The sequence below is a fragment of the Massilia sp. Root351 genome (assembly GCF_001425045.1).
Classification (GTDB): Bacteria; Pseudomonadota; Gammaproteobacteria; order Burkholderiales; family Burkholderiaceae_D; genus Rugamonas.
The window spans coordinates 1,135,174-1,161,386 of sequence record NZ_LMDJ01000001.1; the positions used below are offsets into that span (position 1 = coordinate 1,135,174).

Below are 26,213 nucleotides of genomic sequence, written 5' to 3' on the forward strand. Positions count from 1 at the left end.
ATCCTTCAAATGAATATCTTGGAAACTAATATCTTGCACACTAAAAAACTCTCCCGCCCGCGCTTGCTGGTGCTGGGCTGCGGCGACGTCGGCATGCGGCTGCTGCCGCTGCTGCGCGCGCAATTCCGCGTGTTCGCCGTCACCAGCCAGCCGGAGCGCCGCGCCGAACTGCGCGCCGCCGGCGCCGTGCCGCTGGTGGCGAACCTGGACGATCCGGCCAGTTTGCGCCGCCTGAAGGGGCTGGCGCAGTATGTGGTGCACCTGGCGCCGCCGCCCGCCGAAGGCATGCTGGACCGGCGCACCCGCCATGTGGCCGCCATTTTACCCGACGCCGCGCGCGTGGTTTACATTAGCACCACCGGCGTTTACGGGGATTGCGGCGGCGCGTGGTTCGATGAAAGCCGGCCGGTGGCGCCGCACAATCCGCGCGCCCGGCGCCGCGTCGACGCGGAACAGGTGCTGCGGCGCTGGGCTGTGCGCGGCGGCGGCCGGCTGTCCATTCTGCGCGTGCCCGGCATCTATGCGTCCGACCGGCTGCCGCTCAAGCGGCTGGAGCTGGGCACGCCCGCGCTGCTGCAACAGGACGACGTCTACACCAACCATATCCACGCCGACGACCTGGCCCGCATCATTGCGCGCGCGCTGTTCAAGGGTAGGGCCAACCGGGTCTACCACGCTGTGGACGACAGCGACATGAAAATGGCCGAGTACTTCGATGCGGTGGCGGATGCGTTCAGGCTGCCGCGCCCGCCACGCCTGCCGCGCGCCGAACTGGCTGCGGCGGTCACGCCGGCTTTGCTGTCGTTCATGTCCGAATCGCGCCGCATGCGCAACACGCGCCTGAAAAGTGAGCTGGGCGTTCGTTTGCGCTATGCGCGCGTTGTGGATTGTCTACAACAGCTGCGCACAACTGGCGCAAGTGAAAGGCAAGCGTAAGAAAAAAGGGACATAATAAATAGATAAGTTTTTGGCAGGAGACGCCATGCATGCCATCCCGCAGCCCAGCAAGGAACAAGTTCGCGCTTATATGATGCAGCGTTGCCGGACGCAGTTGCCCCCGCCGGCGCCGGATGAAATCCGCCGGCAGCTGGGCTGGTGTTGGCAATGCGACAATGGCCGGCCTTGCCTTGTTTTCCCCTCTCCGCAGTTCACCTTCGTCCTCCCCGGCAACCTGGCCCAGCTCAGCGCCCTGTTGACCATGGAATGGCTGTTCCTGGCCGCCGGCTACAGCGTTGCACATTAACTATGTCTTTACCGGAAACGCGTTTTAACATTTCCTAGCACATCATGTAGCAGGGAAATCTATCTAATTCTCACTTTTTTCGTGTGAGATTGGCCTTTGGGCAATTAAAACGTGTATCATACGGCTTAGATGCTATAAAACATAGCAAATGCCCTATGTACGCTAGTGTCATTCTTGTACTTTTCCGGTAAATATTTTGTCAATGTGTCGTTTTTTTTCCAAGAAGACGACCCGAACCTGAACGAATCCGATGACGTCTCTTAAAGAAATTACTGCTTCGGCAACTTACAATCCGAACCGAGTCCTCGACGCAATTATTGAAAAATTGCAACTCAAGAACGATGCGGCCCTGTCGCGCGCGCTTGAGGTGGCTCCACCCGTGATCAGCAAGATCCGCCACAATACCCTGCCGATCGGCGCCACCATCCTGATCCGCATGCATGAGATCAGCGACTTCAGCATTCGCGAACTGCGCGAAATGATGGCAGCCTGATAACACGGCATGCAAAAAACAATGGCCCCCGCCTGTTGCCAGGAGGGGGCCATTTTTATTTGCGTTCCGGTTGTTACGCTTCAGGCGTGATGCGCGGGCGGACCGTGTACATTGCCGCGGGCTGCGGTGCCTGCTGCAACTGCTGTTGGGTGGCGCCCGAGTAGGCTAGCGTGGCGCCGGAGTAGGCAGTCTTGCCGGTGGCCGCACCCGAATAGGCGGTTTTCGCCTGCACCGTGGCGCCCGAGTAGGCCACCGTGGCGCCGGAGTAGGCGGTCTTGCCGGCGGTGGCGCCCGAGTAGGCGGTTTTCGCCTGCACCGTGGCGCCGGAATAGGCCACCGTGGCGCCGGAGTAGGCGGTCTTGCCGGTGGTGGCGCCGGAATAGGCAGTTTTCGCCTGTTGCGCGGTGGCGCCCGAATACGCTACCGTGGCGCCCGAGTAAGCGGTCTGGCCGGCGGTGGCGCCGGAGTAGGCCGTTTGCGCCTGCACGGTGGCGCCGGAGTAAGCGGTGTCTGCGCGCACATAATCTTCGCCGAACGTGGCTTCATACAGTTCCTTCATGCGCTCGCCCACCCGGTGGTGCGCTTCCACGTCATCCTCGCCGCGCAGGCCGATGTAGGGGAAATGGTGCAGGAAGTAGCCAAACACGGCCTGGCAATCCACCGCGTATTTCATGGTGTCGAGGATGTGGTAGTGCCAGAACGTGTCCACGTCCATCAGCGGCGCGGTCTGCTCCTGCGGGAAGGTCTTCATCAAGTACAGGAAGCGGCGATATTCGAATTCCACGGCGTTGGCTTTTTGCAGCGACCAGCCCTCCCCGGATTCTTCGTGCATCAGCTTGACTTTGATGGGCTCCAGATCGAGGTCGGCAATGGCTTGGAAGCTTTCAGCAGAAATCATGAGTGACATCCTTTACTGAGTGGCATAGTTAGAGGTACGCGGTTTGTCTGGGCCGTGGCGGCGAGCGCATGGTCGTTCGGAGTTGGGAACGAGTGTTGATATGGGTCAACGAACCAAGTATATGCAAGTCAGTGCTGAATGCAAGTGCTGATTTTCTATCGTGCTCGGCAATTCCTATACAAGGAAGCGGAGGCCGGGCCGGCCCCCGCTTCACTAGCAAACTGCAAGTAAATCAAGTACTTGCGGCCAGGCGCGGCCGCTCGGTGTAGAACCTGGCGCTTGCCGCCGAGGCCACGCCGGAGTAGGCGGTTTGGGCGGCGACACCCGAGAAAGCGGCCTGCGCCGCCACACCGGAAAAGGCCGTTTCAGCGGCCACGCCGGAAAATGCCGCCTGGGCTGCGGCGCCCGAGAACGCCGTCTTTGCGGCCACGCCCGAGAATGCAGCCTGCGCGGCCACGCCCGAGAAGGCCGCCTGCTTGGCCGCGCCGCGTGCGTAGTCTTCGCCAAAAGTGGTTTCGTACAGTTCCTTCATGCGCTCGCCTACCCGGTGGTGCGCTTGCACGTCGTCCTCCCCGCGCAGGCCGATGTAGGGGAAGTGATGCAGGAAGTAGCCGAACACCGTGTCGCAGTCGGCCGCATATTTCATGGTGTCCAGGATGTGGTAGTGCCAGAAGGTATCGACGTCCACCAGCGGCGCGGTCTGTTCATGAGGAAACTTTTTCATCAGGATCAGGAAGCGGCGGTATTCAAACTCGATGGCGTTGGCACGGTCCAGCGTCCAGCCCTCGCCGGATTGCTCGTGCATCAGCTTGACCTTGATCGGTTCCAGGTCCAGGTCCGCAATAGCCTTGAAGTCGTCGTTCGAATTCATGTGGTCGTTCCTTTTCAAAGGTGGAGGGGTGTTGCAGGAACGATTCTGACCACTTGTGCCGGCTTGCTATTGAGAATTCTCAACCTTTTCTCGGGAAATTCCTATTCGCAACAGGAATGTCCTAGACGAATGTTCAGACGGTTCCGAGACGGTGCGGGAAGGCGGCGGCGCCATGGCTGACCGGCACGGTGACCAGCACGGTGGTGCCGGCGTTGGGCGCGCCGGTGATGGTGCAGGTGCCGCCCAGGATGCTGACGCGCTCCTCGATACCGACCAGGCCGAAGGAGCCGAACTTGTTGCGGCTGCGGTCGTGCAGTCCGACGCCATTGTCGCTGATGCTCATGCTGAGCACGCCGTCCTGGCGCCGCAGTTCCACCCGCACCAGGCTGGCGTGCGCGTGCTGCAGGATGTTGCTCAGGGATTCCTGCAGGATGCGGAAGTAGGCGATGGCGCACTTGTCGTCGATGCCCAGGTCGATGTCGGCGTTGTGTTCGATCAGCTCGCACACCAGGCCGCTGCGCTGGCGGAACTGGCCGATCTGCCATTCCACCGCCGCGCTCAGGCCCAGGTCCAGCACGTTCGGCCGCAAGTCATTGATGATCTGGCGCACGCTCTTGATGGTGTTGTCGATCTGCGCCAGCGTGCAGCGCGCGCGCTCGTGCAGGCGCGCGTGGCGGTGGCTGGTGCGGGTGGTCAGCACATCGGCCTCGATGCGCAGCGCCAGCAGATTTTGTCCCAGGTCGTCGTGGATTTCGCGCGCGATGCGCTTGCGCTCCTCTTCCTTGATTTGTTCGGCGTGCGCGGCCAGGCGGCGCAGCTTGTGGTGCGACAGCTGCAGCTTGGCCTGGCTCTCGCGCAGTTCGCGTGTCATGGCCTTGGCCATGCGGATGGCGCGCAGGCGCGACGAGGACAAGGTATGGAACAGCGCGTAGATCAGCATGGTGCCGGCAAAGCCGGTCAGCAGCGCCAGCCAGGGCAGGAATACGTCGACCCGCGAATACAGTGAGCTCATCGGCGCGGTGAATCGGGCCTGCCATTGGCGGCCGTTGAAGTCGATCGGCAGCACGCAGGTGATCAGGCGTTCGGTTGTGGCGCTGGCGCCGTCGGTGTCGGCACTGTCGTACAGCAGCGCGCCGCCGCTGGCCGGGCTGCCTTCGCTCACGTCCTGCAGTGTCAGGCGCGCGTTGCGCACCGGGATTTCGGCCAGCGCCTCGGACACCAGCCGGTGCACGCTGAAGCCTATGCCGACCGAGCCGACATAGGCGGCGCGCCGCTCGGATACGGTGTTGACCGGCATGTCCGGACGGTACACCGGCAGGCGCATGGCCAGCGCCTGGCGGTTGGGCAGGGTATCGAAGCCGATCGGCAGGCCGGAGGCGCTGAGCATGCCGGTGTCGCGCGACAGCGCCAGCGATTCCGCCACCGCTGGCCGTGCCGCGATATCGACGCCGAATTTCGCCTCCAGGCCGGCCATCGGTTCCATCAGCGACAGGATGGCCGCATCGCCCTGGCCGGCGTCGGGTTTCAGCACCAGTTCCGGGTAGCCGTCCACGCCGGGCCGTGCGCTGTCGCGCACGTGCTGCTCGAAGGCGGCGCGCTGGCCGGCCGGCACATGTTGAGCGAAATTAATACTGACGATGGCGGGAAAATTGCGGGGCAGGTCCAGCCCCCGCACGTAGCGGTGGAAATTTTCGCGCGTGATCGCGTCCGCCGACTGGAAGAAGCTGGCCGTGCCGCGCAGCACGTCGGTGTAGGCTTTGATGCCGGTGGCGATGTTGAATTGGCTGCTGCGTGCCTGAGTGCGGAAGCGTTCGCTCGCCTCGGCCTGCAGCGAGTTGGAGGTGAACGCATGCAGCGCCACGCCCACACCGAGCGAGAGCAGCAGTCCTGTCCACCACAATGGCTGGGTCGGGGAGAACAGTTTTTTTCTTGCGATCAAGGCGCGCATTTCCCCAGGCAGCTACATGAAAAAGTTGATTGAATATATAGACGGCCAATTGATTCCGTCAAGTACGTTCTATTGTATTTTCGGCCATCTGTTGCGCCGCCACGCAAAAAAGAACCGCCCGGAGGCGGTTCTCTAAACAGGTATGCAGTTGGTATTTATTTGGCGGACCAACCGTCTTTCAGGGTGACTATGCGGTTGAACACCGGCTTGCCCGGCTGGCTGTCGACCCGGTCGGCGACGAAATAACCGTGCCTTTCAAACTGGAAGCGCTGGTCGGGCGCGGTATCTTTCATGCCCGGCTCCAGGTAGGCGGTCACGGTTTCCAGGGCGTTCGGATTCAGCGCGGCCAGGAAATCCTTGCCGCCGGCGTCAGGCTGCGGGTCGGTGAACAGGCGGTCGTACAGGCGGACTTCGGCCTCCAGCGCGGTGGCCGCCGAGACCCAGTGGATGTTGCCCTTGACCTTGTAGGTGTCGGAACCCGGGGTGCCGGACTTGCTGTCCTCGAAGTACTTCACGCGCACGGCGGTGACCTTGCCGTTCTCGTCCTTGTCGTAGCCGGTGCATTCGGTCACGAAACCGTGGCGCAGGCGCACGCGGCTGCCGGGCTGGTCGCCGATCGGCGGGTAGTAGCGGAAATAGCCCTTGCTCGGCGCTTCCATGAAGTCCTCTTCCTCGATCCACAGCTCGCGCGTGAAGGGGAAGGTGCGCACGCCCATCTCCGGGTGGTGCGGATGGACCGGCGAAGTGCAGGCTTCGCTTTGGCCGTCAGGATAGTTTTCCACGATCAGCTTGAGCGGGCGCAGCACGGCGGTGGCGCGCGGCGCTTTCGGGTCCAGGTCTTCGCGCAGGCAGCCTTCCAGCGTGCTCATGTCGATCCAGCCGTCCGACTTGGTCACGCCGATGCGCTCGCAGAACAGCTGGATCGCTTCCGGCGTGTAGCCGCGGCGGCGCAGGCCGACGATGGTGGGCATGCGCGGATCGTCCCAGCCGGTCACCACTTTTTCGTCCACCAGCTGGCGCAGCTTGCGCTTGGAAGTGATCACGTAGGTCAGGTTCAGGCGCGAGAATTCATACTGCTTCGGCACCGGCAGCTTGAAGAAGCCGCCCGCCGACAGGGTTTCCAGCAGCCAGTCGTAGAACGGGCGGTGGTCCTGGAATTCCAGCGTGCAGACCGAATGGGTGATGTTTTCCAGCGCGTCCGAAATCGGGTGCGTGTAGTCGTACATCGGGTAGATGCACCAGGCGTCGCCGGTGCGCACGTGATGCTCGTGGCGGATGCGGTAGATCGCCGGATCGCGCATATTCATGTTCGGCGAGGACATCGCGTCTTCGCTGATCTTGGCGCGCAGGATGTGCTCGCCATTCGCGTACTTGCCGGCCTTCATGTCGCGGAACATCTGCAGCGATTCGGCGCGCGGGCGGTCGCGGAACGGCGAGTTCTTGCCGGGGGTGTTGAAATTGCCCCGGTTGGCCGCCATGTCGTCGGCGCTCTGGCTGTCCACGTAGGCGTAGCCTTGCTCGATCAGGTATTCGGCCATGGCATACAGCTGGTCGAAGTAGTCCGACGCGTGGTGCAAATGGTGCTCGACGCCGGACGGGCCTTGCCAGTCCCAGCTGAAGCCCAGCCATTGCACGCTGTCCTTGATGGTGTCGACGTATTCCTGTTCTTCTTTTTCCGGATTGGTGTCGTCGAAGCGCAGGTGGCAGCGGCCGTTGTAGTCGCGCGCCAGGCCGAAATTCAGGCAGATCGATTTGGCGTGGCCGACGTGCAGGTAGCCGTTCGGCTCCGGCGGGAAGCGCGTGATGACGCCCGGCAGGCCGTCACGGGCGTGCGCGCCGGAAGCCAGGTCGGCTTCGATGATGGCGCGCAGGAAGTTGGACGGCAATGCCGGTGCGGCAGGGGCGGTATTTTTTTTGTCGTTGCTCATGTAAGCGGCAGGGAAAAGGGGGCTAATTCCGGGCATTTTACCGTACCGAAGCGGCCCGGCGGGACGGCGGATGCTTTTCTATAGGATAATTCGTCTTTGCATCACGGCATACAACCCTACGGAGTTTCCCAAATGGAAAATTTATATAACGTGCTGGGTGTGGCGCCTAACGCCTCTGACGAGGAAATCAAGAAGGTTTACCGGTCGCTGGCCATGCGCTACCACCCGGACCGCAATCCCGCCCCCGGGGCCGAAGTGCGCTTCAAGGCCATCACCAAGGCCTACGAAATCCTGTCGGACCCGGTCAAGCGCGAGGAATACAACCAAAGCGTGAACCACCGCATCATTATCGACCCGGAAGCCGAAGCTTACCAGCTATGGCGTTCCGTGTTCGGCCTGCACGGCGTGAACCTGCCGGCAGCGTAGTCTAGAAAAGAGAACAACATGAGCAGAAGAGTACATCCCGAATTCGCCTACCAGTCGCGTGAGCTGGAAGGCCAGATCGAAGGCATCCTGGGCGACCCGCCCGACCACAAGAACTACAAGATGATGCTGAACGCGCTGATGTCGGAGTACGCCGGCGGCGGTGGCATCGAGGACGTCAACATGATGGCGTTCGCGCTGGTGGACGTGATCAAGTTCGACAACCCGAAAGCGCTGCTGGCCGAAGCGCAGGACTATGAAGAGGGCGACCCGGCGCGCGTGTTCGCGCTGGTGTCGGCCGCCGACGGCGAGCCGGCCAGGATGCTGGCCGCCATCGAACAGAATTTCCCGGACATCGGCCGCCAGGCCATCATCACGGCCTGCCTGCACAAGCACCCGCGCCTGTGGGACGACGACGATACCTCGCTCGAGCAGCTGGCGGCCGGCGACGACGGCGACGATGAAGACGACTACGACGAAGCAGGCGAAGCCACCGACGACTTCGCCCAGATGTTCGACCAGGAAGGAGACCGCTGATGACTGACAACGCATCCAACAGCAACCTGCCCGCGCTGAGCAAGCAGGTGACCGAACTGGTGCTGGCCGGCTCGCTGGGCCACGCCGAGCAAGCCTTTGCCGAAGCGGCCGACCAGTTCGGCGACTACGCGGTGACCGAGGTGCTCAACACCATCCCGCCGCAAGTGACCGCGCTGCACCTGGCCGGCTTCGACGGTGGCAAGATGTCGCTGGCAACCCTGCTGGTGCCGCCCAAGGCCTGGGCCGACAGCCTGGCCTTCTTCGCCGCCACCTTTCCCGACGACCTGATCGAAGACGACCCGGAGCGCCTGGCCGAGCAGCTGTTCGCCCACATCCACGGTGTGGTGTTCTCCACCGAGGACGAAGCGCGCCGCGAAGAGCTGCTGCAGGCGGCCTCGGCCACCGACCATGGCTGCACCGCATTCGCCGTGCTGTTCTCGATGGCGCCCAAGGAAATCCTGGAAGTGGCCGGCGAGATCATCTCGAAAGGTCCCTACGTGAGCGGCCTGACCTCGGCCGACAATGATGTGGTGCCGCTGGCCGTGGCGCTGGCGCAAGCCAGCGAAGACGGCTGGGACCGCGCGCTGTTCGAGCTGTTCCCGGACTTCCGCCACAGCGCCGACCTGGCCGACGCCGAGTTCAGCGATGACCCGGACGACGAGCCGAAGTTCCTGCAGCGCAGCACCAAGGAACTGCTGTACCGCCTGCGCAAGCAAGTGCCGAGCACCCGCAGCGCACCGAAAGCGGCCAGCACGCGCCGTTCCATCGGCACGGGGATCTTCTCCTGATGCTGCCGGCTTTAGTCAAGGAAAGCCTGCCGCGCCTGGTGCGCGCCATCAAGCTGCTGCCGGGCGACGGCCGCCCGGACGCGGCGGTCATCCTGGCCGACGAGTTGACCGGCATCACCGCCATGGTGGCCGAGAAATTCACCAACGACCGCACCGCCGACGGCATCGCGCGCGCGCTGCAGCTGGCGGTGGGCGGCGTGTCGCTGGGGCTGGAGCAGGTGCTGAGCGTGGACAGCGACGCGGCGGCGCTGGATTTCCTGGTCGATAACGGCGCCGAGGCGGCCTTCCAGGCCGGTTTCCGCCTGATCAAGGACCTGGCCGCCATGCCGGAGGACTCGCTGGTGGGCGAATACGACCAGGACCCGGTGTATGCCCAAAGGCGCTTGCGCGACTTGTTTGTCGATATCTGCCTGGCCGACCCGAACCAGAACTGGAACGGGCATGAGCGCTACCAGGTGCTGCTCAAGCAGCGCAAGGAAGTGCAGGCCATCGTACGCCTGGCGGGCTGGCTGCGCCGCCACCACGACAACGGCCCGGTGACGGACACCGACCTGAACGCCGAAGGCGTGATCGCACTGGCCATCATCTTTGCGGTGGAAGGCGGCGGGCGCATCGTGGCGCGCACCGGGCAGAAGGAGTTCGAACGCTTCGTCAAGGCGGTGCGCAAGGCCAAGCCGGACTTCGAGGCGGGCTGGGCCGCACTGGTGGCCAAGGTGCCGGTGCAGCACCACGCGGTGCTGCTGGACCGCATTGCCGTCTACCGCAGCAATTGCACGGTGCTGCAGCATATCCCGGGCCGCACCGCCATGAAGACCCTGTTCGCCGAGCTGGAGAATTACGCCGGCTCCGAACTCGAAGCCGACTACGGCTAGGCCATGAGCTTGCGCCTGCACCGCCGCAGTGCCGGCTGCCGTCCTGCGGTGGCTAGGCGGACGCGGGCGCAGGCAAGCGCGCTGGCCCTGGCGCTGTTGCTTGCCGTGATGCTGGCGCTGGCGCCCGCGGCCGCGTCCGCGCAGGCAGCTCCCGTCCCTGCCGCGCCCGCCCCAGCGGTGCAAACCGTGCGCCACCAGACCCCGCAGAACAACTTCGACGCCAGCCTGTTGCGCATGCTGGCACTGGCGCTCGACAAGGCGCCCGGCGCCTATGCGCTGGAGCAGTGGGGCGGCCGGATGGAGCGCGGCCGCTCGGTGCAGGAAGTCATGCTCGGGCGCAATCTCGACGTGCTGTGGGCGGTGACCACGCGCGAGCGCGAGCGGCAGATGCGGCCGGTGCGCATACCGCTGGACAAGGGCTTGTCCGGCTGGCGCCTCGCCCTGATCATGCAGCAGCACAGCGCCCGTTTCTCCGCCGTGCGCCGGCTGGACGACCTGGCCGACTTCACGGCGGGACAGGGCTACGGCTGGGCAGAGGGCCAGATCTGGCGCGCCAACGGATTGCCGGTGGTGACTGGCAACAGCAGCGAAAGCCTGCACGCCATGCTGGCCGCCGGCCGTTTCGACTATTTCCCGCGCGCGCTGGGCGAAGCGGTGCGCGAGTCCGACCAGTTCGCCGCCCGCGGCATCGTGGCCGCGCCGGGCTTCGTGCTGCACATGCAGTCGGCGGTCTATTTCTTCGTCAACAACAACAACCACGCACTGGCCGCCGCGATCGAGCAGGGCTTGCGCAGCGCGATGCAGGACGGCTCCTTCGACAAGCTGTTCCGCGAGCTGAACGACAGCGCCATCGAGCGCGCCAGGCTGGCGCAGCGGCACGTGATCGAGCTGGCCAATCCCGAACTTCCGCCGGAAACCCCGCTGGCCGACAAAAGCCTGTGGTTTGTGCCGGAGCGCGTCCGCAGCGAGGCCGCTAACGAGGTTCGGCCTCCTCGGCAGCGGCCCGCGCCAGTGCAATGAAGCCCTGCACCAGCGCGCCGTGCGCGTCCTTGCGCTGTGCCAGCGAGAGCACGGTGCTGGCGTCCGGGCCGGCCAGCGGCCGGTAGCAGGCCCCTTCCATGTGGATGCTGTCGAATGAACCCGGCAGCACCGTGATGCCGCAGCCGGCCGCCACCAGTCCGATCATGGTGGAGGCTTCGCCCGCTTCCATCGCGATGTCCGGCGTGAATCCCGCCTCCTTGCACAGCCGGTGAATCTGCGGGTAAATGCCGGTGCCGGCCGTTTTCGGATACATGATGAACGGCTGGCCCTGCAGGTCGCGGATCGCCACCTTCTCCTTGAGCGCCAGCGGCGAGCCCTCCGGCAACACGGCGATCAGCGGGTCGTGCCGCAGCACCGTGAGGCTGACCGCGTCCGGCAGCGCCGTTTCCGGCGGACGCACGAAACCCAGGTCCAGTTCGCGGTTTTCCAGCATGGCAATCTGCGGCAGCGTGGCCAGTTCGCGCAGGGTCAGCAGCACGTCCGGGTAACGCGCCCGGTAGCGGTTGATGACAGTGGCGAACAGCGGCGTGAAGGGCGTGGAGAAGGTGAAGCCGATGCGCAGCTCGCCCGCCTCGCCGCGCTGGGCCCGGCGCGCCGTCAGCTTGGCTTGCTCGGACAGCGCCAGCACGCGGCGCGCGTCATCCAGGAACAATTTTCCGGCCTCCGTCAGCCGCACCCAGCGCTTGGAGCGCTCCAGCAGCTGCGCGCCCACCTCGGCTTCCAGGGCCTGGATCTGCTGGCTCAGCGGTGGCTGGCCGATGTGCAGCCGCTCGGCCGCACGCGTAAAACTCAGCTCTTCGGCGACGGCGATGAAGTAGCGCAGGTGGCGTAATTCCATGATTGTTATCTGTTTTAAGTATTACTAACGTCTTAAATATATATTGGACAGTAATACAGCGCAATCCTAAGATGATGCCATCATTCATCAGCCAGGCCATCATCATGGGCATCGCAGCAGGCTCTCCCACGTTTAAACGCACCAACCGCGCGCTGTTCTTCAGCGGCTTCTCCTGTTTCGCCCTGCTGTACAGCGTGCAGCCGCTGATGCCCCTGCTGGGGCGCGAGTTCGCGCTGACAGCGGCGCAAAGCAGCCTGGCCTTGTCGGTCTCGACCGCCGCGCTGGCGGTGTCGCTTCTGCTGTCGAGCCTGCTGTCCGACCGCATCGGCCGCAAGCCGCTGATGGGCGCGGCGCTCACCATCGCCGCGCTGATGACGGTGTTGTGCGCGGTGGCGCAGAACTATGGCCAGTTCCTGGTCATGCGCGCGCTGCTCGGCTTCGCGCTGGGCGGCATGCCGGCCGTGGCCATGACGTACCTGAGCGAGGAAATCGAACCCGGCTCGCTGGGCCTATCGATGGGCTTGCTCATTGGCGGCAACGCCTTTGGCGGCATGGCCGGGCGCATCCTGGTGTCGGTGATGAGCGACTTCTTTTCCTGGCGCGTGGCGATGGCGGCCATGGGGGTGGCCGGCCTGCTGGCGGCGGCCGAGTTCTACCGCAGCCTGCCGCGCTCGCGCAACTTCCGCCCCGCCGAGGGCGGCCTGGCCGAGCTGGGCAACGGCCTGCGCCGCCAGTTCACCGACGACGGCATGCCTTGGCTGTTCGGCATGGGTTTCCTGCTGATGGGCTGCATGGTCAGCGCCTACAACTTCATCGGCTTCCGCCTGCTGGGCGAGCCGTTCGGCCTGCGCCAGAGCGTGGTCGGGGCGATTTCCCTGTTCTACCTGTTGGGCATGTTCAGCTCGGTGTGGGCCGGCCGCCTGGCCGACAAGCTGGGCCGCCGCCGGGTGCTGTGGTGGCTGCTGCTGGCCATGCTGGGCGGCATGCTGGCCACGCTGAGCGGCCAGCTGGTGCTGATGTTCGCGGGCCTGGCGCTGTTCACCTTCTGCTTTTTCGCCTCGCATTCGGTGACCAGCAGCTGGGTGGGGCGCCGCGCGCAGTCGGCCTCAGCGATGGCCTCGGCGCTGTATCTGTTCTTCTACTACCTCGGCTCGGCCGTGATCGGCTGGCTGGCGGGTGTCGCCTGGGGCCTGGCGGGCTGGGCCGGCGTGATCGGCCTGCTGGGCAGCGCCCTGGCTGGGGCCTTGCTGATCGCCCTGCGCCTGCGCAATTTGGCGCCGGCCGCGCCCGCAGGACCGGCCCAGCTGGCGGCGGCCTGATGGCGGCTTGAAGGCGGCTTGATGGCTGCCGGATGGCGGCCGGGGGCAGGCCGGCGCCGTCAGGGGCAGTTGCTGTAGCGCGGCCCGCTGTTGCCGCCCACGCCCCCACCGCTGCTGGGGTCTGCCATGCTGATGCAATAAGTGCCCAGCGCAGTGCGGATCTGGTAGACACGGGTGCGCGCGCCGGGCGCCGAAATCTCCGACACCTTGGCCGCCTCGTACCACTTCGGCTTGACGGCCTGGTGCGCGGCCTCGAAGGCGGCGTCGATTTTCCCTCTTATCGTATCCTTGGCAGGCGGCAGCGGCGCCAGCTTGCCCTGGCGCAGTTCGTTGTCCACTTTCCCCGCGTTGTACAAGGTCAGCCGCAGCAATTCGGCTGCGGGCATGGGCGGCGCTGCCGGCTGAGCCGACAGGTCGCCGATAACCGGTTCGCTGCCCGCAGCCGGGGCGGACGGCAAGGCCGCCGGCACGGTGTCGGCCGTGACGGTGACCGGCTGCGCCGCCGTGCTTGCCTCGCTGCTGGCGGCAGCGCTGGCTGGCACTGGCCGGAGCGGCACGGCGATGGCGCCCGGCGCCCGGCTGCTTGCCGCATGCGCCGGCACGGTGCCAGGGACATGCCTGGCCTTGGGCGCGGCGGGCAGTATCCACGTGATGGCCTCACGGTCCGCGCTGCGTACCGGACTGACGGCATGCTGGCGCGCGAGCAGGGCGGCCAGCAGCGCCACGTGCAAAAGCGTGGTCAGCAGCAGGGCGGGGCGGGAGCGCGTCATGCGGCGTGCGCCACGCTGCTATTTTTCACGCGGGCATTCCTTGATGCGGTATGGCGACCCGTCCGCCGGATGGTAGACGCAGTAGCGGCCGCCGGCGTTCTTCACTTCATACACGCGGTCGCCACCCATGCTGGTCATGGGCACGGCCAGTTCGCGGATTTGCGGCGCGTGGTACCACTTGCGGGAGGCGATGCTGGCCTTGTCGAAGGTTTGATCCAGCTTCTCCTGGCGCAGGCTGTCCGCGCGCAGCGGGAGGGGCTGGCCGTTGCGCAGTTGCTTGTCGATGCTGCCGGCCTGCTGGCGCGCCATGCGCAGCAGCTCGTCGGCTGCGGGCGCAGCTTCAGCGGCAAGTGCGGCGGCACGCGGGGCGGCAGCCTCGGCCTGGAGCGCTGGCGTCGCGCTACCGGCGGCAGGCGTGGCGGACACGATGGCGGCGGGGGCGGATTCGGCGCCTGCCGCATGGCCGCGCGGTGCGGCAGCGGGCTGCCTGGGCGGCGCCTCGGCCGGCGGCAAGGCGGCGGGCAGGGTGGGCAGCGCAGGCAGTGCGCGCAGCCACACCAACGCTGGCCGGTCCTGGTCCGGCGTACCGGGGACGTGCGCCGCAGGGCGCGCCAGCGCCGCCCAGAGCAGCGCCAGATGCAGCGCCGCCGTCAGCAGCAGGCCGGACTTGTCGCGAGGTAATCTTGTCATTTTTAAAATGTAACGCGGCCAGCGCCGAGCTTACCATAAATGTAACAAGTGCTTACACCTTCGGTGGGGCGGCGGCTTGAGGCCGCTCAAGCGCAGGACGGCAACTTTAGGCTGAGTTCGCTGTCCAAAGCGGACAGGCACCGTGCCTGCTCACCGCAAGGAGGAGACCATGCTGCAAGAGTATGAAATACGGCAACGATTCATTCGGGTGGGACGCGCCATCGGCGAGGCGGCGCAAGCGTGTTCGGCGGAACGCAACCTGCCCGGCGAGCTGCGCGACTGCATCCACAAGCTGGACCGGCAAGCCGACGCCGCCCACCAGGTGCTGGAACCGTACGACGTGACGCGCTTGCGCAAGATGGTTGATGCGCTGGAAGTGCTGGGCGAGCGCGCACAGCGCGTGTGCCGCAATATGCCGGCGCTGACGGCGCAGATGCGCAGCGCGGTCCAGCATGTGCATGACGAGCTGGCCGAGCTCAAGCACGATCTGCGCTGAGCTCGGGCGCGGCGCTGCGGCGCTTCGTGCTGGCGGCGGCCACTGGGCGCGCCCGCTGACCCGCCCAGCGGCCGGCCGGCGAGGGCGCCGCCCCGCGTTACAGCACGCCTTTGCCTTTGAGCGAGCCGATCTCTTCGGCGCTGCGTCCCAGCAGTTCGCGCAGCACCTCGTCGGTGTGCTGGCCCAGCAGCGGCGGGGCGCTGCCGCCGTCGGTGGGCGTGGCGGACAGCCGCATCGGGCTGCGCACCAGCTTCACCTTGCCGGCGGTCGGATGCGGCGCTTCCGTCACCATGCCGCGCGCCTGCACCTGGGGATTCCGGTACACGTCGCCGATGTCGTTGATCGGACCGCAGGGCACGCCCACCGCCTCCAGCTGTTCTATCCACTCGGCGCGCGACCTGGTTTTCACCATCTCGGCCAGGATGGGCACCAGCTCGTCGCGGTTTTGCACGCGCAGCGGGTTGGTGGCGTAGCGTTCGTGAAGCGCCAGCTCGGGGCGCCCGCCCGCTTCGACGAACTTCTGGTACTGGCCGTCGTTGCCGGTGGCGACGATGATGTAGCCGTCGCTGCAGGCGAAGGTCTGGTAGGGCACGATGTTGGGATGCGCGTTGCCCCAGCGCTTGGGCGCCTTGCCGCTGTTCAGGTAGTTGCTGCCCATATTGGCCAGCATGGCCACTTGCACGTCCAGCAGCGCCATGTCGATGTACTGGCCTTCGCCGCTGCGGTCGCGGTGCATCAGCGCGGCCTGGATGGCGATGGTGGCATACATGCCGGTCATCAGGTCCACCAGCGCCACGCCGGCCTTCTGCGGGCCGCCGCCGGGCAGGTCGTCGCGCTCGCCGGTCACCGACATCAGCCCGCCCATGCCCTGGATCAGGAAGTCATAGCCAGCGCGGTGCGCGTAGGGGCCGTCCTGGCCGAAGCCGGTCACCGAGCAGTACACCAGGTCCGGCTTGACCGCCTTTAGCGACTCGTAGTCCAGGCCGTAGCGTTTCAGCTGGCCCACCTTGTAGTTTTCCAGCACCACGTCCGACTGCGCCGCCAGTTCGCGGATCAGCCGCTGGCCTTCGGCGCTGGCGATGTCCACGGTCACCGAGCGCTTGCCGCGGTTGGCGGCCAGGTAGTAGGCCGCTTCGGTGGTGTCGCGGCCGTCCGCGTCGCGCGCGTAGGGCGGGCCCCAGGCGCGGGTGTCGTCGCCGCTGCCGGGACGCTCGATCTTGATCACGTCCGCGCCCAGGTCGGCCAGGTTCTGCGAGCACCAGGGGCCGGCCAGTACGCGGCTCAGGTCCAGTACGCGGATGTGGCCCAGGGCCTTGTTCACGGTCATCACTTCCACCTCGTCGCAGTTAGCAAGAGCGCCAGCTTAACGTCTTGTGGTATGTTTTGAATACAAGAGAAGCGACATGCGTTTTCAACATCAACCAGGGCATGCAAAGAGGAATCCATGTGGCCTTACCCTAAAGTTCTCGCCCACCGGGGCGGCGGCACGCTGGCGCCGGAAAACACCATCGCGGCGCTGCGCTGCGGCCTGGCCTATGGCTACAAGGCGGTGGAGTTCGACGTGATGCTGTCCAAGGACGGCATCGGCGTAGTCATGCACGACCCGGATTTCGGCCGCACCGTGGCCGGGGAGGGCAACGTGGCGCGCACCGCGGCGTCCGACCTGGTGCGCAAGGACGCCGGCGCCTGGTTCGGGCCGCAGTTCGCCGGCGAGACCGTGCCGCTGTTTACCGAATACATCGACTACTGCCGCGCGCAGGGCATCTGGATGAATATCGAGATCAAGCCGGTGCCGGGCTTCGAGCCAGAGACCGGGCGCTGGGTGGCGCAAAAAACCCGCGCCCGCTTCAGCCAGGAGCTGCGTGCCGGCGAGCTGAAGAGCGTGCCGCTGCTGTCCTCCTTCAGCATGGCCGCGCTGGCCGCCGCGCGCCAGGCCGCGCCGGAGGTGCCGCGCGCCTGCCTGTTCGACACCATGCCAGGCGACTGGCGCGAACAGGCCGCCGCACTGGAGGCGGTGGCCATCCATACCAACCACACGCACCTCACGCCCGAACTGGCGCAGGCCGTGAAGGCGGCCGGCTACGGCTTGTTCTGCTATACCGTCAACACGCCCGGGCGCGCCAGCGAGATCCTGGGCTGGGGCGTGGACGGCTTTTGCACCGACCGCGTCGACCTGATCGGCGCGGGCTTTGCCTGAAGCCGGTTTCATATAAAAATCCAATCCCCGTTTGTGAGTATTGGTGAGTTTCCTGCGCACCACAGCCACTAAGCTGATTGCATGTGGCAGGAGGCTGGCATGGGCACTGTGGAAGAAAGTCAGCAAGCCGAGCTGGTATGCCGGCTGTTCGAAGCGGCCGTCGAGCCGCAGCGCTGGCAGGGCGTCAGCGCGCAGATCGCGCAGGCCTTCGATGCCGGCAGCGGCGCCCTGATGGTGCTGCGGCCGCGCGCCGCCGCCACGCTGCTCGACGCCACCGGCAACTTCGCCGGTGCGCCGGCGCTGGCCTACCAGCAGCATTACCGACGGTGCGACGTGTGGACCGAGTCGGCCTGCCTGGCGGCGCACCGCGGCGCGCGCATCGGCGCCGAACTGGTGCCGGAGCGCGCTTTCCAGCGCACCGAGTTTTACGCCGATTTTTGCCGCCCGGCCGGCATCTACCACGCGCTCGGTTGCGTGGTGCAGTTGCCGGATGACGAACTCGGCCTGCTGGCCGTACACCGTGCGCGCGCGCAGCGCGCCTTCACGCAGCAGGACAAGCAGCGCCTGGCCCGGCTGGTGCCCTATTTCGAACGGGCGCTGGCCTTGCGCGCCACGGTGCGCCAGGCCGGCCTGCCGGAACAGTGCAGCATGGCCGCGCTCGACTGCATCGGCGCCGCCGTGTTCCTGCTCGACGCGCAAATGCGTCTGCTGCACGCCAACGCCGCCGCCGCCGCGCTGCTGGGGCGCGACAGCGCCTTGCGCCTGTGCGGTGGCATCTTGCTGCAGGACGGGGCCGCCGGCGCGCAGTCGCTGGCGCGCGCAGTGCAGGCCGCCTTCGATCCGCTGCGCTGCGCCGGCCCGGTGTCGCTGCAGGTGGCGCGGCGCCGCGGCCCGCCGCTGCTGCTGGCCGTGGCGCCCTATCTGCCGCCGGCCGGCCTGCCGTGGCGCCAGCCCTGCGCCATCGTCATGGCCTGCGAGCCGGGCGCGCAGCGCCTGTCGCGGACGGTGCTGGGCCAGCTGTTCGGCCTGACGCCGGCCGAGGCCGGCGTGGCGCAGGCGCTGGCGCACGGCGAAGCGCTGGACGGCATCGCCGGCGCGCTGGAAATCAGCCCCCACACCGTGAAAACCCATTTGCAGCACCTGTTCCGCAAGACCGGCACCCGGCGCCAGGGCGAGCTGGTGGCGGTCCTGCACGGCTCGCCCGCCGGGCTGCTGCGCAACGCCGCCGTGCCGGATGCGCTCTCATCCGTTTAGCCGATGCCGGGCGGCGGGGCGCGGCCTAGACTGGGTTGGCAGTCTGGTCCACAACAGGGGAATAATATGAACAAGATGACGAACCACAAGATGTTGAACCGCATGGCGGGGCTGCTGCTGGCCGCCGCCGCGTGGGGCGCGGGGGCGCAGGCGCTGCCCGGCGGCGAGCGCGTAACGGTGCCTGGTCCGCTGCTCAAAATCGAACTGCCCGCCAAGCCTTACCGGATGGACCGCGACCGCTTCGAGGAACTGCGCGGCGCCTATCAGCTGTCCAACGGCCAGACCTTGTACCTGACCCGCAGCGGCTACACCATGTACGCCGAAATCGACCGGCAGGGCCAACATCCGGTGATCGCCTCCGGCCGCAGCGCCTTCGTGGCCACCGACCTCAAGCTCAAGGTGCGGATCGATTGGAAGGACGACGGTTCGGTGGGCGGGGAAGTGGTGATGGTGGTGCCGCACCGCGACCTGGCCAGCGGCGCGGTGACGGACGTGCTGGTGGCGCTGGCCATGGACTAGCGCCATTAGAAGCGCTCGAAGCTGCCCTGGTCCGGTTCCCAGTCGGCCGCCTGCAGCGGCGCGCCCTGCACTGCGCGCAGGCGCGGGCCGTGCCCTGCCGCCGGCGACTGGCGCGCATGGCGGGCCGGCTTGCGCGCGGCGGGCTTGCCGTGGCCGGTGTTGAAAAAACCCATGGTGCTTTGCAAGTCCTCGGCCTGGGCGCTCATTTCCTCGGCGGTGGCGGCCAGCTGTTCCGAACCGGCGGCGTTTTGCTGGGTGGCCTGGCTGAGCTGGCTGACCGCCGAATTGATCTGTGCCAGCCCGGTCGACTGCTCTTCGGAGGCGGCGGCAATCTCCTGCACCAGCCCCGAAGTGCGCTGGATGTTGGGCACCATCTGGTTCAGCAGCTTGCCGGCCCGCTCGGCCAGGTCCACGCTGCTGCCGGCCACCTCGCCGATTTCCTGCGCCGCGATTTGCGAGCGCTCGGCCAGCTTGCGCACCTCGGCCGCCACCACGGCGAAGCCCTTGCCGTGCTCGCCCGCGCGCGCCGCCTCGATGGCCGCGTTCAGCGCCAGCAGATTGGTCTGGTAGGCGATGTCGTCGATGATGACGATCTTGCGGGCAATCTGGCGCATGGCGTCGACCGTGCCGCCCACCGCGTTGCCGCCTTCCACCGCTTCGGCGGCCGCCTGGCTGGCCATGCCGTCGGTGACGCGGGCGTTTTCCGTGTTCTGCGCCACCGAGGCCGTCATCTGCTCGACCGAGGCGCTGGTTTCCTCCACGCTGGCGGCCTGCTCGGTGGCCGCCTGCGACAGCGATTGCGCGGTGCCGCTGACCTGTTCCGAGGCGCTGGCCAGCGCGTCGGCGCTGCTGTTGACCCGGCCGACCACGTCGGCCAGGCGTTCGACCATGTTTTTCATGCTGTAAAGCAGGCTGCCCTGGTCGCCGGCCCGGGTTTCGATCTGCACCGTCAGGTCGCCCTCGGCCACCCGGTTGACCACGCCGGCCGCGTAGCCGGGGTCGCCGCCCAGCTGCTTTAGCGTGTTGCGCAGGATGAGAATGCCCAGCGCCGCCACCAGCAGCGCCGCCCCTCCGAAGATGATGGCCATATTGCGCTGCGAGGCGGCGATCGCCTGCGCGGTCTCGGCGTTGGCCTGCTCGGCCACCTTGACGTTGAGATTGACCAGCTTGTCCAGCGCGGCCTGCACGGCGGCCACGTGCGGCGCCACGTCGTTGGCGGCCTGGGTGAATTCGTCCGTTGCCAGCTTGATGCCGGCCGGGTCGCCGCCACGGGCCAGCCGGTCGGCCGCGGCGATCACGCGCTCGCCGCCCTTCAGGCGCAAGTCCCAGGCCGCCAGGAATTCCTTGTACAGCACCGCTTCCTCGGCGGTCTGCGGCAGCGGGTCGTAGATCTTGCGGCCGGCCGCCACCTCGGCGAAGCCGGCCCGCATCACGTCGGCCTGGGCGGCGATTTTCGGCATGGTGGCGGGGTTTTCCAGCAGGCGGAACACCGTCAGCGCGCCGATGCGCACTTCCCGGTTGCCCAGCTTCATCTGGTACAGGCCGGCGATGGACGGCATGCGCACGTCGGCCACCTCGGCGAATCCGGCGCGGGCGCTGTTCAGGCCGGCCAGTCCGGCCGCGCCCACCAGCGCCACGGCCAGGATGGCCAGCAGCAGCAGCAAAATCAACTTAGTCCGAAGCAAGAGATTATTCAGCATGACAGCCTTTCGCAGGAGGTGGGGCGTACTGGGTGGATTTCAGTATAAGGAATATCGGGCCATGGGAGCGGGCGCTTTGTTGCCCTTGTCGCAAGACGGCAACGCCCGGCGGCCCGCCCCGGCGCCGCGCTCTGATTTCCCGGCCGCTACATCACGTATAATCAACCCTTTGCACCAGCCAGCAACTTAACCAATACGACATGAAATCATCTGAAATCCGCGAGAAGTTCCTTAAATTCTTCGAGTCCAAGGGTCACACGATCGTCCGTTCCAGCCCGCTGGTGCCAGGCAATGACCCCACCATGCTGCTGACCAACTCCGGCATGGTCCAGTTCAAGGACGTGTTCCTGGGCCTGGACAGCCGCCCGTATTCGCGCGCCACCACCGTGCAGCGCTGCGTGCGCGCCGGCGGCAAGCACAACGACCTGGAAAACGTCGGCTACACCGCGCGCCACCATACGTTCTTCGAAATGCTGGGTAACTTCAGCTTCGGCGACTACTTCAAGCGCGACGCCATCCAGTACGCCTGGGAGCTGCTGACCAAGGTCTACCTGCTGCCGGCCGACAAGCTGACCGTCACCGTCTACATCGAGGACGACGAAGCCTACGACATCTGGGCCAACGAGATCGGCGTGCCGAAAGAGCGCATCATCCGCATCGGCGACAACAAGGGCGCGCGCTACGCCTCGGACAACTTCTGGCAGATGGCCGACGTTGGCCCGTGCGGCCCGTGCACCGAGATCTTCTACGACCACGGCGCCGACATCTGGGGCGGCCCGCCCGGCTCGCCCGACGAAGACGGCGACCGTTTCATCGAAATCTGGAACCTGGTGTTCATGCAGTTCAACCGCGACGAAGCGGGCGTGATGCACAAGCTGCCGAAGCCGTGCGTCGACACCGGCATGGGCATGGAGCGCCTGGCCGCCGTGCTGCAGCACGTGCACAGCAACTATGAAATCGACCTGTTCCAGGCCCTGATCAAGGCCGCCGCGCGCGAAACCGGCGCCACCGACCTGGAAAACAAATCGCTGCGCGTGATCGCCGACCACATCCGCGCCGCGTCCTTCCTGATCGTCGACGGCGTGATCCCGAGCTCGGAAGGCCACGGCTACGTGCTGCGCCGCATCATCCGCCGCGCGCTGCGCCACGGCCACAAGCTGGGCCAGACCAAGCCGTTCTTCTACAAGCTGGTGGCCGACCTGAACGCCGAGATGGGCACCGCCTATCCGGAGCTGAACGAAGCCGCCGCCCGCGTGGCCCAGGTGCTCAAGGCCGAGGAAGAGCGTTTCGGCGAAACGCTGGAACACGGCATGAAGATCCTGGAAGCGCAGCTGGCCAAGGACGGCAAGAAGCTGGACGGCGCCACCGCCTTCACGCTGTATGACACCTACGGCTTCCCGCTGGACCTGACCGCCGACATCTGCCGCGAACGCGAAGTGACGCTGGACGAGGCCGGCTTCCACGCCGCCATGGAGCAGCAGAAGAAGACCGCCAAGGCGGCCGGCAAGTTCAAGATGGCCGCCAACGTGGAATACACCGGCGCGAAGAACAAATTCGTCGGCTACGACCAGCTCAGCTTCGACTCGACAGTGGTGGCCCTGTACGCCAACGGCGCGCCGGTGCAGGAACTGAAGGCGGGCGAGCAGGGCATCGTGGTGCTGGACACCACGCCGTTCTACGCCGAATCGGGCGGCCAGGTGGGCGACCAGGGCGTGATCCTGAGCGCCGGCGCCAAGTTCGAGGTGGAAGACACGCTGAAGATCCAGGCCGACGTGTTCGGCCAGCACGGCGTGCTGGCCAGCGGCGCCCTGAAAGTGGGCGACGCCGTGTCGGCCCTGGTGGATGAAGAGAAGCGCGGCCGCACCATCCGCAACCACTCGGCCACCCACCTGATGCACAAGGCCCTGCGCGAAGTGCTGGGCGCGCACGTGGCGCAGAAGGGCTCGCTGGTCGATCCGGACAAGACCCGTTTCGACTTCAGCCACAACGCGCCGCTGACGGCGGAAGAGATCGCCAAGATCGAAACCATCGTCAACAAGGAAATCCTGGCCAACCACGCCACCCAGGCGCAGCACATGTCGTTTGACGACGCCGTCAAGCATGGCGCCATGGCGCTGTTCGGCGAGAAGTATGGCGACGAAGTGCGGGTGCTGGACATCGGCTCGTCGAAAGAGCTGTGTGGCGGCGTGCACGTACACAGCACCGGCGACATCGGCCTGTTCAAGATCATCGGCGAAGGCGGCGTTGCGGCCGGCATCCGCCGCGTGGAAGCGGTGACGGGCGAGGGCGCGCTGGCACTGGTGCAAGGCATGGCGCGCAAGCTGAACGAAGCGGCCGCCGCGCTGAAGGCCAACCCGGAAGAGCTGACCGCCAAGATTGTTGCGGTGCAGGACCACGTCAAGTCGCTGGAAAAGGAACTGGCCGCGCTGAAGTCGAAGCTGGCTTCCGGCCAGGGCGACGAACTGGCCACCCAGGCTGTGGAAGTCAAGGGCATCAAGGTGCTGGCGGCAACGCTGGAAGGGGCCGACGTGGCCACCCTGCGCGAGACCATGGACAAGCTGAAGGACAAGCTGAAGACCGCCGCCATCGTGCTGGCCAGCGTGGTTGACGGCAAGGTTTCCCTGATCGCCGGCGTGACCGCGGACGCCACCTCCAAGGTCAAGGCCGGTGAACTGGTGAACTTTGTTGCACAGCAAGTGGGCGGAAAAGGCGGCGGACGCCCCGATATGGCGCAGGCCGGCGGCACTGATGCTGCGGCGTTGCCGGGCGCTTTGGCGGGCGTTGCAGCATGGGTGGAACAGCGCGCCTGAGAGTGAAAAGCAAGTAAATTGGCGGCCCGCGCGCGAGTGCGGGCCGTTAACTTAATGACTGCTCTCGTTGTGAACTTGCAACGAGAGAGGAACTATTTTGGTGCACCGCGTCACAACTGCAGAATTGGAGTAGACTGTGCAGGACTGGTCAACCAATTTTGCGGGATTTTGATGAGCGCTACCCTAGTTGATACCGAAATCATGGAATTTCAAAAAGAACTCGACGCGCGGGGCTTGAACTGCCCGCTGCCGATTCTGAAGGCCAAGAAGGCCCTGGCCGAACTGCAGAGCGGCGAAGTGCTGCGCATCATGGCAACCGATCCCGGTTCCGTGCGCGACTTCCAGGCCTTTGCCAAACAGACCGGCAATGCGCTGCTGTCGCACGCGCAATACGGCACGGAATTCGTCTTTCTGATGCAACGCAAGTAAAAGTCCAGTAAGCTGTATTCTTTGAGCGGGGAGCCGGGCTGGCTTCCCCCGTCCGCAGGCTCTCCACGATCATGGGTGCAAGATGAAAATTAGACGTTTTCCACTACCAAAAAAACGCACGATCGTGCTTTAATTCAGCCTGGTGATTGAATTTCTCATATAATCTAGCCCACCTATCAGTTCACACTTTATTAATTTTCCCAAAGGCAGAGCTATGAAAGTCTTGGTACCCGTCAAACGCGTGGTCGACTACAACGTCAAGGTGCGCGTCAAATCCGACGGCACTGGCGTAGATATCGCCAATGTCAAAATGTCGATGAACCCGTTCGATGAGATCGCACTGGAAGAAGCGRCCCGCCTGAAAGAAGCCGGCAAAGTCACCGAAGTGGTGGCCGTGTCCTGCGGCGTGGCCCAGTGCCAGGAAACCCTGCGCACCGGCATGGCCATCGGCGCCGACCGCGGCATCCTGGTGGAGACCGCGACCGAACTGGAACCGCTGGCGGTGGCCAAGCTGCTCAAAGCGCTGGTCGACAAGGAACAGCCGCNCCCGCAACGCGCCCGACGCTGCCGCGCTGGACGGCTCCTTAACCCGTTCGATGAGATCGCACTGGAAGAAGCGRCCCGCCTGAAAGAAGCCGGCAAAGTCACCGAAGTGGTGGCCGTGTCCTGCGGCGTGGCCCAGTGCCAGGAAACCCTGCGCACCGGCATGGCCATCGGCGCCGACCGCGGCATCCTGGTGGAGACCGCGACCGAACTGGAACCGCTGGCGGTGGCCAAGCTGCTCAAAGSGCTGGTCGACAAGGAACAGCCGCAGCTGGTGATCCTGGGCAAACAGGCGATCGACGACGACTCCAACCAGACCGGCCAGATGCTGGCGGCCCTGCTGGGCTGGCCGCAAGCGACCTTCGCCTCGAAAGTGGTGCTGGAAGACGGCAARGCGACCGTGACGCGCGAAGTGGACGGCGGCCTGGAAACCCTGGCGCTGACGCTGCCTGCCATCATCACCACCGACCTGCGCCTGAACGAGCCGCGCTAYGTGACGCTGCCGAACATCATGAAGGCCAAGAAGAAGCCGCTGGACACGGTCAAGCCGGAAGMGCTGGGCGTCGACGTGACCCCGCGCCTGAAGACCCTGAAAGTGGCCGAGCCGGCCAAGCGCTCGGCCGGCATCAAGGTTCCGGACGTCGCCACCCTGGTCGCAAAACTGCGCACCGAAGCTAAAGTAATYTAAAGGATAAATCATGGTCGCATTAGTTATCGCAGAACACGACAACGCCAGCCTGAAGGGCAGCACCCACCACACCATCACCGCAGCCGCCCAGTGCGGCGGCGACGTGCACGTGCTGGTGGCCGGTTCCAACGCCGCCGCCGCCGCTGCGCAAGCGGCGCAGATCGCCGGCGTAGCGAAAGTGCTGCTGGCCGACGCCGCCCACTTCGCCGRCGGCCTGGCCGAGAACGTGGCCGAGCAGGTGCTGGCGGTTGCCGGGGCTTATTCGCACATCCTGGCGCCAGCCACCGCCTACGGCAAGAACATCCTGCCGCGCGTGGCCGCCAAGCTGGAYGTGGCCCAGATCTCGGAAATCACCAAGGTCGATGCGCCCGACACCTTCGAGCGCCCCATCTACGCCGGCAACGCCATCGCCACCGTGCAGTCGTCCGATAAAGTCAAAGTCATCACCGTGCGCACCACCGGTTTCGACTCGGCCGCCTCGACCGGCGGCTCGGCCGCCACCGAGACCATCGCCGCCGTGGGCGACAACGGCAAGTCGGCCTTCGTCGGCCGCGAGCTGGCCAAGTCCGACCGTCCGGAACTGACCGCCGCCAAGATCATCGTTTCCGGTGGCCGCGGCATGGGCTCGGGCGAAGCGTTCAAGATCCTGGAACCGCTGGCCGACAAGCTGGGCGCGGCCATGGGCGCATCGCGCGCCGCGGTGGACGCGGGTTACGTGCCGAACGACTGGCAAGTGGGCCAGACCGGCAAGATCGTGGCGCCGTCGCTGTACATCGCGGTCGGTATCTCCGGCGCCATCCAGCACCTGGCCGGCATGAAGGACTCGAAGACCATCGTCGCCATCAACAAAGATCCTGAAGCGCCGATCTTCTCCGTGGCCGACTACGGCATCGTGGGCGATCTGTTCGACATCGTGCC

General features: G+C 65.8%; 25 protein-coding genes and 2 pseudogenes. 18 read left to right on the top strand and 9 right to left on the bottom strand.

Translation table 11 applies throughout. From position 1 onward, the window contains the following. Positions 1 to 9: 9 nt before the first annotated feature. The 3 genes from ASD15_RS04980 (at position 10) to ASD15_RS04990 (ending at position 1,736) form a co-directional block, all read left to right on the top strand. Entirely contained in the window at positions 10 to 936 is a 927-nt protein-coding gene (locus ASD15_RS04980) for an SDR family oxidoreductase (protein WP_057153574.1), read from the top strand. A 46-nt stretch (positions 937 to 982) separates the two neighbouring features. Next, positions 983 to 1,243, top strand: coding sequence for a hypothetical protein (locus tag ASD15_RS04985; protein ID WP_057153575.1), 261 nt, complete (start codon positions 983 to 985; stop codon positions 1,241 to 1,243). A 250-nt stretch (positions 1,244 to 1,493) separates the two neighbouring features. Beyond that, positions 1,494 to 1,736: a hypothetical protein gene (locus tag ASD15_RS04990; RefSeq protein ID WP_056403290.1), complete on the top strand. Its 243-nt coding sequence runs from the start codon at positions 1,494 to 1,496 to the stop codon at positions 1,734 to 1,736. A gap of 73 nt (positions 1,737 to 1,809) precedes the next feature. Here the strand turns inward: ASD15_RS04990 and ASD15_RS04995 are convergent, their stop codons facing one another. The 4 genes from ASD15_RS04995 to ASD15_RS05010 all read right to left on the bottom strand — a co-directional run bounded on the left by ASD15_RS04995 (position 1,810) and on the right by ASD15_RS05010 (position 7,381). Continuing rightward, positions 1,810 to 2,634: a glycine-rich domain-containing protein-like gene (locus ASD15_RS04995; RefSeq protein WP_057153576.1), complete on the bottom strand. Its 825-nt coding sequence runs from the start codon at positions 2,632 to 2,634 to the stop codon at positions 1,810 to 1,812. A 232-nt stretch (positions 2,635 to 2,866) separates the two neighbouring features. Further along, the gene (locus ASD15_RS05000; RefSeq protein WP_057153577.1) at positions 2,867 to 3,505 is read right to left on the bottom strand and encodes a hypothetical protein; all 639 of its coding nucleotides are present in this window, start codon (positions 3,503 to 3,505) and stop codon (positions 2,867 to 2,869) included. Positions 3,506 to 3,638: 133 nt separating this feature from the next. After that, the gene (locus tag ASD15_RS05005) at positions 3,639 to 5,453 is read right to left on the bottom strand and encodes a CHASE domain-containing protein (protein ID WP_082551541.1); all 1,815 of its coding nucleotides are present in this window, start codon (positions 5,451 to 5,453) and stop codon (positions 3,639 to 3,641) included. A 155-nt stretch (positions 5,454 to 5,608) separates the two neighbouring features. Next, positions 5,609 to 7,381, bottom strand: coding sequence for a glutamine--tRNA ligase/YqeY domain fusion protein (locus ASD15_RS05010; RefSeq protein ID WP_057153579.1), 1,773 nt, complete (start codon positions 7,379 to 7,381; stop codon positions 5,609 to 5,611). Positions 7,382 to 7,513: 132 nt separating this feature from the next. Here ASD15_RS05010 and ASD15_RS05015 point away from each other — a divergent pair, with 132 nt between their 5' ends. The 5 genes from ASD15_RS05015 to ASD15_RS05035 are packed head-to-tail and all read left to right on the top strand — an operon-like array spanning position 7,514 to position 11,021. Further along, complete coding sequence (locus ASD15_RS05015; protein ID WP_057153580.1) at positions 7,514 to 7,807, top strand: DnaJ domain-containing protein; 294 nt, start codon at positions 7,514 to 7,516, stop codon at positions 7,805 to 7,807. 18 nt (positions 7,808 to 7,825) lie between these two features. Beyond that, positions 7,826 to 8,341: a hypothetical protein gene (locus ASD15_RS05020; RefSeq protein ID WP_057153581.1), complete on the top strand. Its 516-nt coding sequence runs from the start codon at positions 7,826 to 7,828 to the stop codon at positions 8,339 to 8,341. Beyond that, the gene (locus ASD15_RS05025; RefSeq protein WP_057153582.1) at positions 8,341 to 9,129 is read left to right on the top strand and encodes a hypothetical protein; all 789 of its coding nucleotides are present in this window, start codon (positions 8,341 to 8,343) and stop codon (positions 9,127 to 9,129) included. The genes ASD15_RS05020 and ASD15_RS05025 overlap by 1 nt, the downstream gene beginning before the upstream one ends. Further along, entirely contained in the window at positions 9,129 to 10,001 is an 873-nt protein-coding gene (locus ASD15_RS05030) for a hypothetical protein (protein WP_057153583.1), read from the top strand. Before ASD15_RS05025 ends, ASD15_RS05030 begins: the two co-directional genes overlap by 1 nt. A gap of 3 nt (positions 10,002 to 10,004) precedes the next feature. Further along, entirely contained in the window at positions 10,005 to 11,021 is a 1,017-nt protein-coding gene (locus tag ASD15_RS05035) for a hypothetical protein (RefSeq protein ID WP_157200806.1), read from the top strand. On the opposite strand, the gene ASD15_RS05040 is transcribed toward ASD15_RS05035, so the two are convergent. After that, a complete protein-coding gene (locus ASD15_RS05040) occupies positions 10,975 to 11,880 on the bottom strand; it encodes a LysR substrate-binding domain-containing protein (protein ID WP_057153585.1) in 906 nt (301 codons plus the stop codon). The genes ASD15_RS05035 and ASD15_RS05040 overlap by 47 nt on opposite strands. A 71-nt stretch (positions 11,881 to 11,951) precedes the next feature. On the opposite strand from ASD15_RS05040, the gene ASD15_RS05045 reads away from it, so the two are divergent. Then, on the top strand, positions 11,952 to 13,199 hold the full coding sequence (locus ASD15_RS05045) for an MFS transporter (RefSeq protein WP_082551542.1): 1,248 nt from the start codon (positions 11,952 to 11,954) through the stop codon (positions 13,197 to 13,199). A gap of 59 nt (positions 13,200 to 13,258) precedes the next feature. Here the strand turns inward: ASD15_RS05045 and ASD15_RS05050 are convergent, their stop codons facing one another. Then, positions 13,259 to 13,969, bottom strand: coding sequence for a hypothetical protein (locus ASD15_RS05050; protein ID WP_057153586.1), 711 nt, complete (start codon positions 13,967 to 13,969; stop codon positions 13,259 to 13,261). An 18-nt stretch (positions 13,970 to 13,987) separates the two neighbouring features. Then, the gene (locus ASD15_RS05055) at positions 13,988 to 14,659 is read right to left on the bottom strand and encodes a hypothetical protein (protein WP_057153587.1); all 672 of its coding nucleotides are present in this window, start codon (positions 14,657 to 14,659) and stop codon (positions 13,988 to 13,990) included. Positions 14,660 to 14,828: 169 nt separating this feature from the next. Here ASD15_RS05055 and ASD15_RS05060 point away from each other — a divergent pair, with 169 nt between their 5' ends. Further along, entirely contained in the window at positions 14,829 to 15,155 is a 327-nt protein-coding gene (locus ASD15_RS05060) for a hypothetical protein (protein WP_057153588.1), read from the top strand. A 97-nt stretch (positions 15,156 to 15,252) separates the two neighbouring features. Here the strand turns inward: ASD15_RS05060 and ASD15_RS05065 are convergent, their stop codons facing one another. Next, positions 15,253 to 16,482 carry a CaiB/BaiF CoA-transferase family protein gene (locus ASD15_RS05065; RefSeq protein WP_057153744.1) on the bottom strand — a complete coding sequence of 410 codons (1,230 nt, stop codon included), beginning with the start codon at positions 16,480 to 16,482 and terminating at the stop codon, positions 15,253 to 15,255. A gap of 117 nt (positions 16,483 to 16,599) precedes the next feature. Between ASD15_RS05065 and ugpQ the strand changes: the two genes are divergently transcribed. The 3 genes from ugpQ to ASD15_RS05080 all read left to right on the top strand — a co-directional run bounded on the left by ugpQ (position 16,600) and on the right by ASD15_RS05080 (position 19,125). Then, on the top strand, positions 16,600 to 17,352 hold the full coding sequence (ugpQ, locus tag ASD15_RS05070; RefSeq protein WP_057153589.1) for a glycerophosphodiester phosphodiesterase: 753 nt from the start codon (positions 16,600 to 16,602) through the stop codon (positions 17,350 to 17,352). Positions 17,353 to 17,451: 99 nt separating this feature from the next. After that, the gene (locus tag ASD15_RS05075; RefSeq protein WP_057153590.1) at positions 17,452 to 18,606 is read left to right on the top strand and encodes a helix-turn-helix transcriptional regulator; all 1,155 of its coding nucleotides are present in this window, start codon (positions 17,452 to 17,454) and stop codon (positions 18,604 to 18,606) included. A gap of 66 nt (positions 18,607 to 18,672) precedes the next feature. Further along, positions 18,673 to 19,125 (top strand): hypothetical protein, encoded by a 453-nt coding sequence (locus tag ASD15_RS05080; protein WP_057153591.1) that lies wholly within the window; start codon positions 18,673 to 18,675, stop codon positions 19,123 to 19,125. 5 nt (positions 19,126 to 19,130) lie between these two features. Here the strand turns inward: ASD15_RS05080 and ASD15_RS05085 are convergent, their stop codons facing one another. Beyond that, positions 19,131 to 20,825 carry a methyl-accepting chemotaxis protein gene (locus tag ASD15_RS05085; RefSeq protein WP_057153592.1) on the bottom strand — a complete coding sequence of 565 codons (1,695 nt, stop codon included), beginning with the start codon at positions 20,823 to 20,825 and terminating at the stop codon, positions 19,131 to 19,133. Positions 20,826 to 21,025: 200 nt separating this feature from the next. Between ASD15_RS05085 and alaS the strand changes: the two genes are divergently transcribed. From alaS to ASD15_RS05110, 5 genes and pseudogenes are all read left to right on the top strand, one after another. Continuing rightward, positions 21,026 to 23,635 (top strand): alanine--tRNA ligase, encoded by a 2,610-nt coding sequence (gene alaS, locus ASD15_RS05090; protein WP_057153593.1) that lies wholly within the window; start codon positions 21,026 to 21,028, stop codon positions 23,633 to 23,635. Between the two features lie 201 nt (positions 23,636 to 23,836). After that, positions 23,837 to 24,064, top strand: coding sequence for a sulfurtransferase TusA family protein (locus ASD15_RS05095; RefSeq protein ID WP_056403241.1), 228 nt, complete (start codon positions 23,837 to 23,839; stop codon positions 24,062 to 24,064). A gap of 214 nt (positions 24,065 to 24,278) precedes the next feature. Further along, a pseudogene (locus ASD15_RS32145) lies at positions 24,279 to 24,609 on the top strand (electron transfer flavoprotein subunit beta/FixA family protein); the annotation flags it as partial. Position 24,610: 1 nt separating this feature from the next. Next, positions 24,611 to 25,295 (top strand): annotated as a pseudogene (locus ASD15_RS05105) (electron transfer flavoprotein subunit beta/FixA family protein); the annotation flags it as partial. A gap of 10 nt (positions 25,296 to 25,305) precedes the next feature. Continuing rightward, a partial coding sequence (locus tag ASD15_RS05110; RefSeq protein ID WP_057153594.1) for an electron transfer flavoprotein subunit alpha/FixB family protein occupies positions 25,306 to 26,213 on the top strand: 908 nt, incomplete at its 3' end.

What these genes read in the sequence shown, in the direction of transcription:
- ASD15_RS05040 (WP_057153585.1), bottom strand. Translation starts at nt 11,880, where the DNA reads ATGGAATTACGCCACCTGCGCTACTTCATCGCCGTCGCCGAAGAGCTG.
- ASD15_RS04980 (WP_057153574.1), top strand. Translation starts at nt 10, where the DNA reads ATGAATATCTTGGAAACTAATATCTTGCACACTAAAAAACTCTCCCGC.
- ASD15_RS05000 (WP_057153577.1), bottom strand. Translation starts at nt 3,505, where the DNA reads ATGAATTCGAACGACGACTTCAAGGCTATTGCGGACCTGGACCTGGAA.
- ASD15_RS04995 (WP_057153576.1), bottom strand. Translation starts at nt 2,634, where the DNA reads ATGATTTCTGCTGAAAGCTTCCAAGCCATTGCCGACCTCGATCTGGAG.
- ASD15_RS05015 (WP_057153580.1), top strand. Translation starts at nt 7,514, where the DNA reads ATGGAAAATTTATATAACGTGCTGGGTGTGGCGCCTAACGCCTCTGAC.
- ASD15_RS05060 (WP_057153588.1), top strand. Translation starts at nt 14,829, where the DNA reads ATGCTGCAAGAGTATGAAATACGGCAACGATTCATTCGGGTGGGACGC.
- ASD15_RS04990 (WP_056403290.1), top strand. Translation starts at nt 1,494, where the DNA reads ATGACGTCTCTTAAAGAAATTACTGCTTCGGCAACTTACAATCCGAAC.
- ASD15_RS05030 (WP_057153583.1), top strand. Translation starts at nt 9,129, where the DNA reads ATGCTGCCGGCTTTAGTCAAGGAAAGCCTGCCGCGCCTGGTGCGCGCC.
- ASD15_RS04985 (WP_057153575.1), top strand. Translation starts at nt 983, where the DNA reads ATGCATGCCATCCCGCAGCCCAGCAAGGAACAAGTTCGCGCTTATATG.
- ASD15_RS05025 (WP_057153582.1), top strand. Translation starts at nt 8,341, where the DNA reads ATGACTGACAACGCATCCAACAGCAACCTGCCCGCGCTGAGCAAGCAG.
- alaS (WP_057153593.1), top strand. Translation starts at nt 21,026, where the DNA reads ATGAAATCATCTGAAATCCGCGAGAAGTTCCTTAAATTCTTCGAGTCC.
- ASD15_RS05005 (WP_082551541.1), bottom strand. Translation starts at nt 5,453, where the DNA reads ATGCGCGCCTTGATCGCAAGAAAAAAACTGTTCTCCCCGACCCAGCCA.
- ASD15_RS05050 (WP_057153586.1), bottom strand. Translation starts at nt 13,969, where the DNA reads ATGACGCGCTCCCGCCCCGCCCTGCTGCTGACCACGCTTTTGCACGTG.
- ASD15_RS05045 (WP_082551542.1), top strand. Translation starts at nt 11,952, where the DNA reads ATGATGCCATCATTCATCAGCCAGGCCATCATCATGGGCATCGCAGCA.
- ASD15_RS05080 (WP_057153591.1), top strand. Translation starts at nt 18,673, where the DNA reads ATGAACAAGATGACGAACCACAAGATGTTGAACCGCATGGCGGGGCTG.
- ASD15_RS05055 (WP_057153587.1), bottom strand. Translation starts at nt 14,659, where the DNA reads ATGACAAGATTACCTCGCGACAAGTCCGGCCTGCTGCTGACGGCGGCG.
- ugpQ (WP_057153589.1), top strand. Translation starts at nt 16,600, where the DNA reads ATGTGGCCTTACCCTAAAGTTCTCGCCCACCGGGGCGGCGGCACGCTG.
- ASD15_RS05035 (WP_157200806.1), top strand. Translation starts at nt 10,005, where the DNA reads ATGAGCTTGCGCCTGCACCGCCGCAGTGCCGGCTGCCGTCCTGCGGTG.
- ASD15_RS05075 (WP_057153590.1), top strand. Translation starts at nt 17,452, where the DNA reads ATGGGCACTGTGGAAGAAAGTCAGCAAGCCGAGCTGGTATGCCGGCTG.
- ASD15_RS05020 (WP_057153581.1), top strand. Translation starts at nt 7,826, where the DNA reads ATGAGCAGAAGAGTACATCCCGAATTCGCCTACCAGTCGCGTGAGCTG.
- ASD15_RS05065 (WP_057153744.1), bottom strand. Translation starts at nt 16,482, where the DNA reads ATGACCGTGAACAAGGCCCTGGGCCACATCCGCGTACTGGACCTGAGC.
- ASD15_RS05095 (WP_056403241.1), top strand. Translation starts at nt 23,837, where the DNA reads ATGGAATTTCAAAAAGAACTCGACGCGCGGGGCTTGAACTGCCCGCTG.
- ASD15_RS05010 (WP_057153579.1), bottom strand. Translation starts at nt 7,381, where the DNA reads ATGAGCAACGACAAAAAAAATACCGCCCCTGCCGCACCGGCATTGCCG.
- ASD15_RS05085 (WP_057153592.1), bottom strand. Translation starts at nt 20,825, where the DNA reads ATGCTGAATAATCTCTTGCTTCGGACTAAGTTGATTTTGCTGCTGCTG.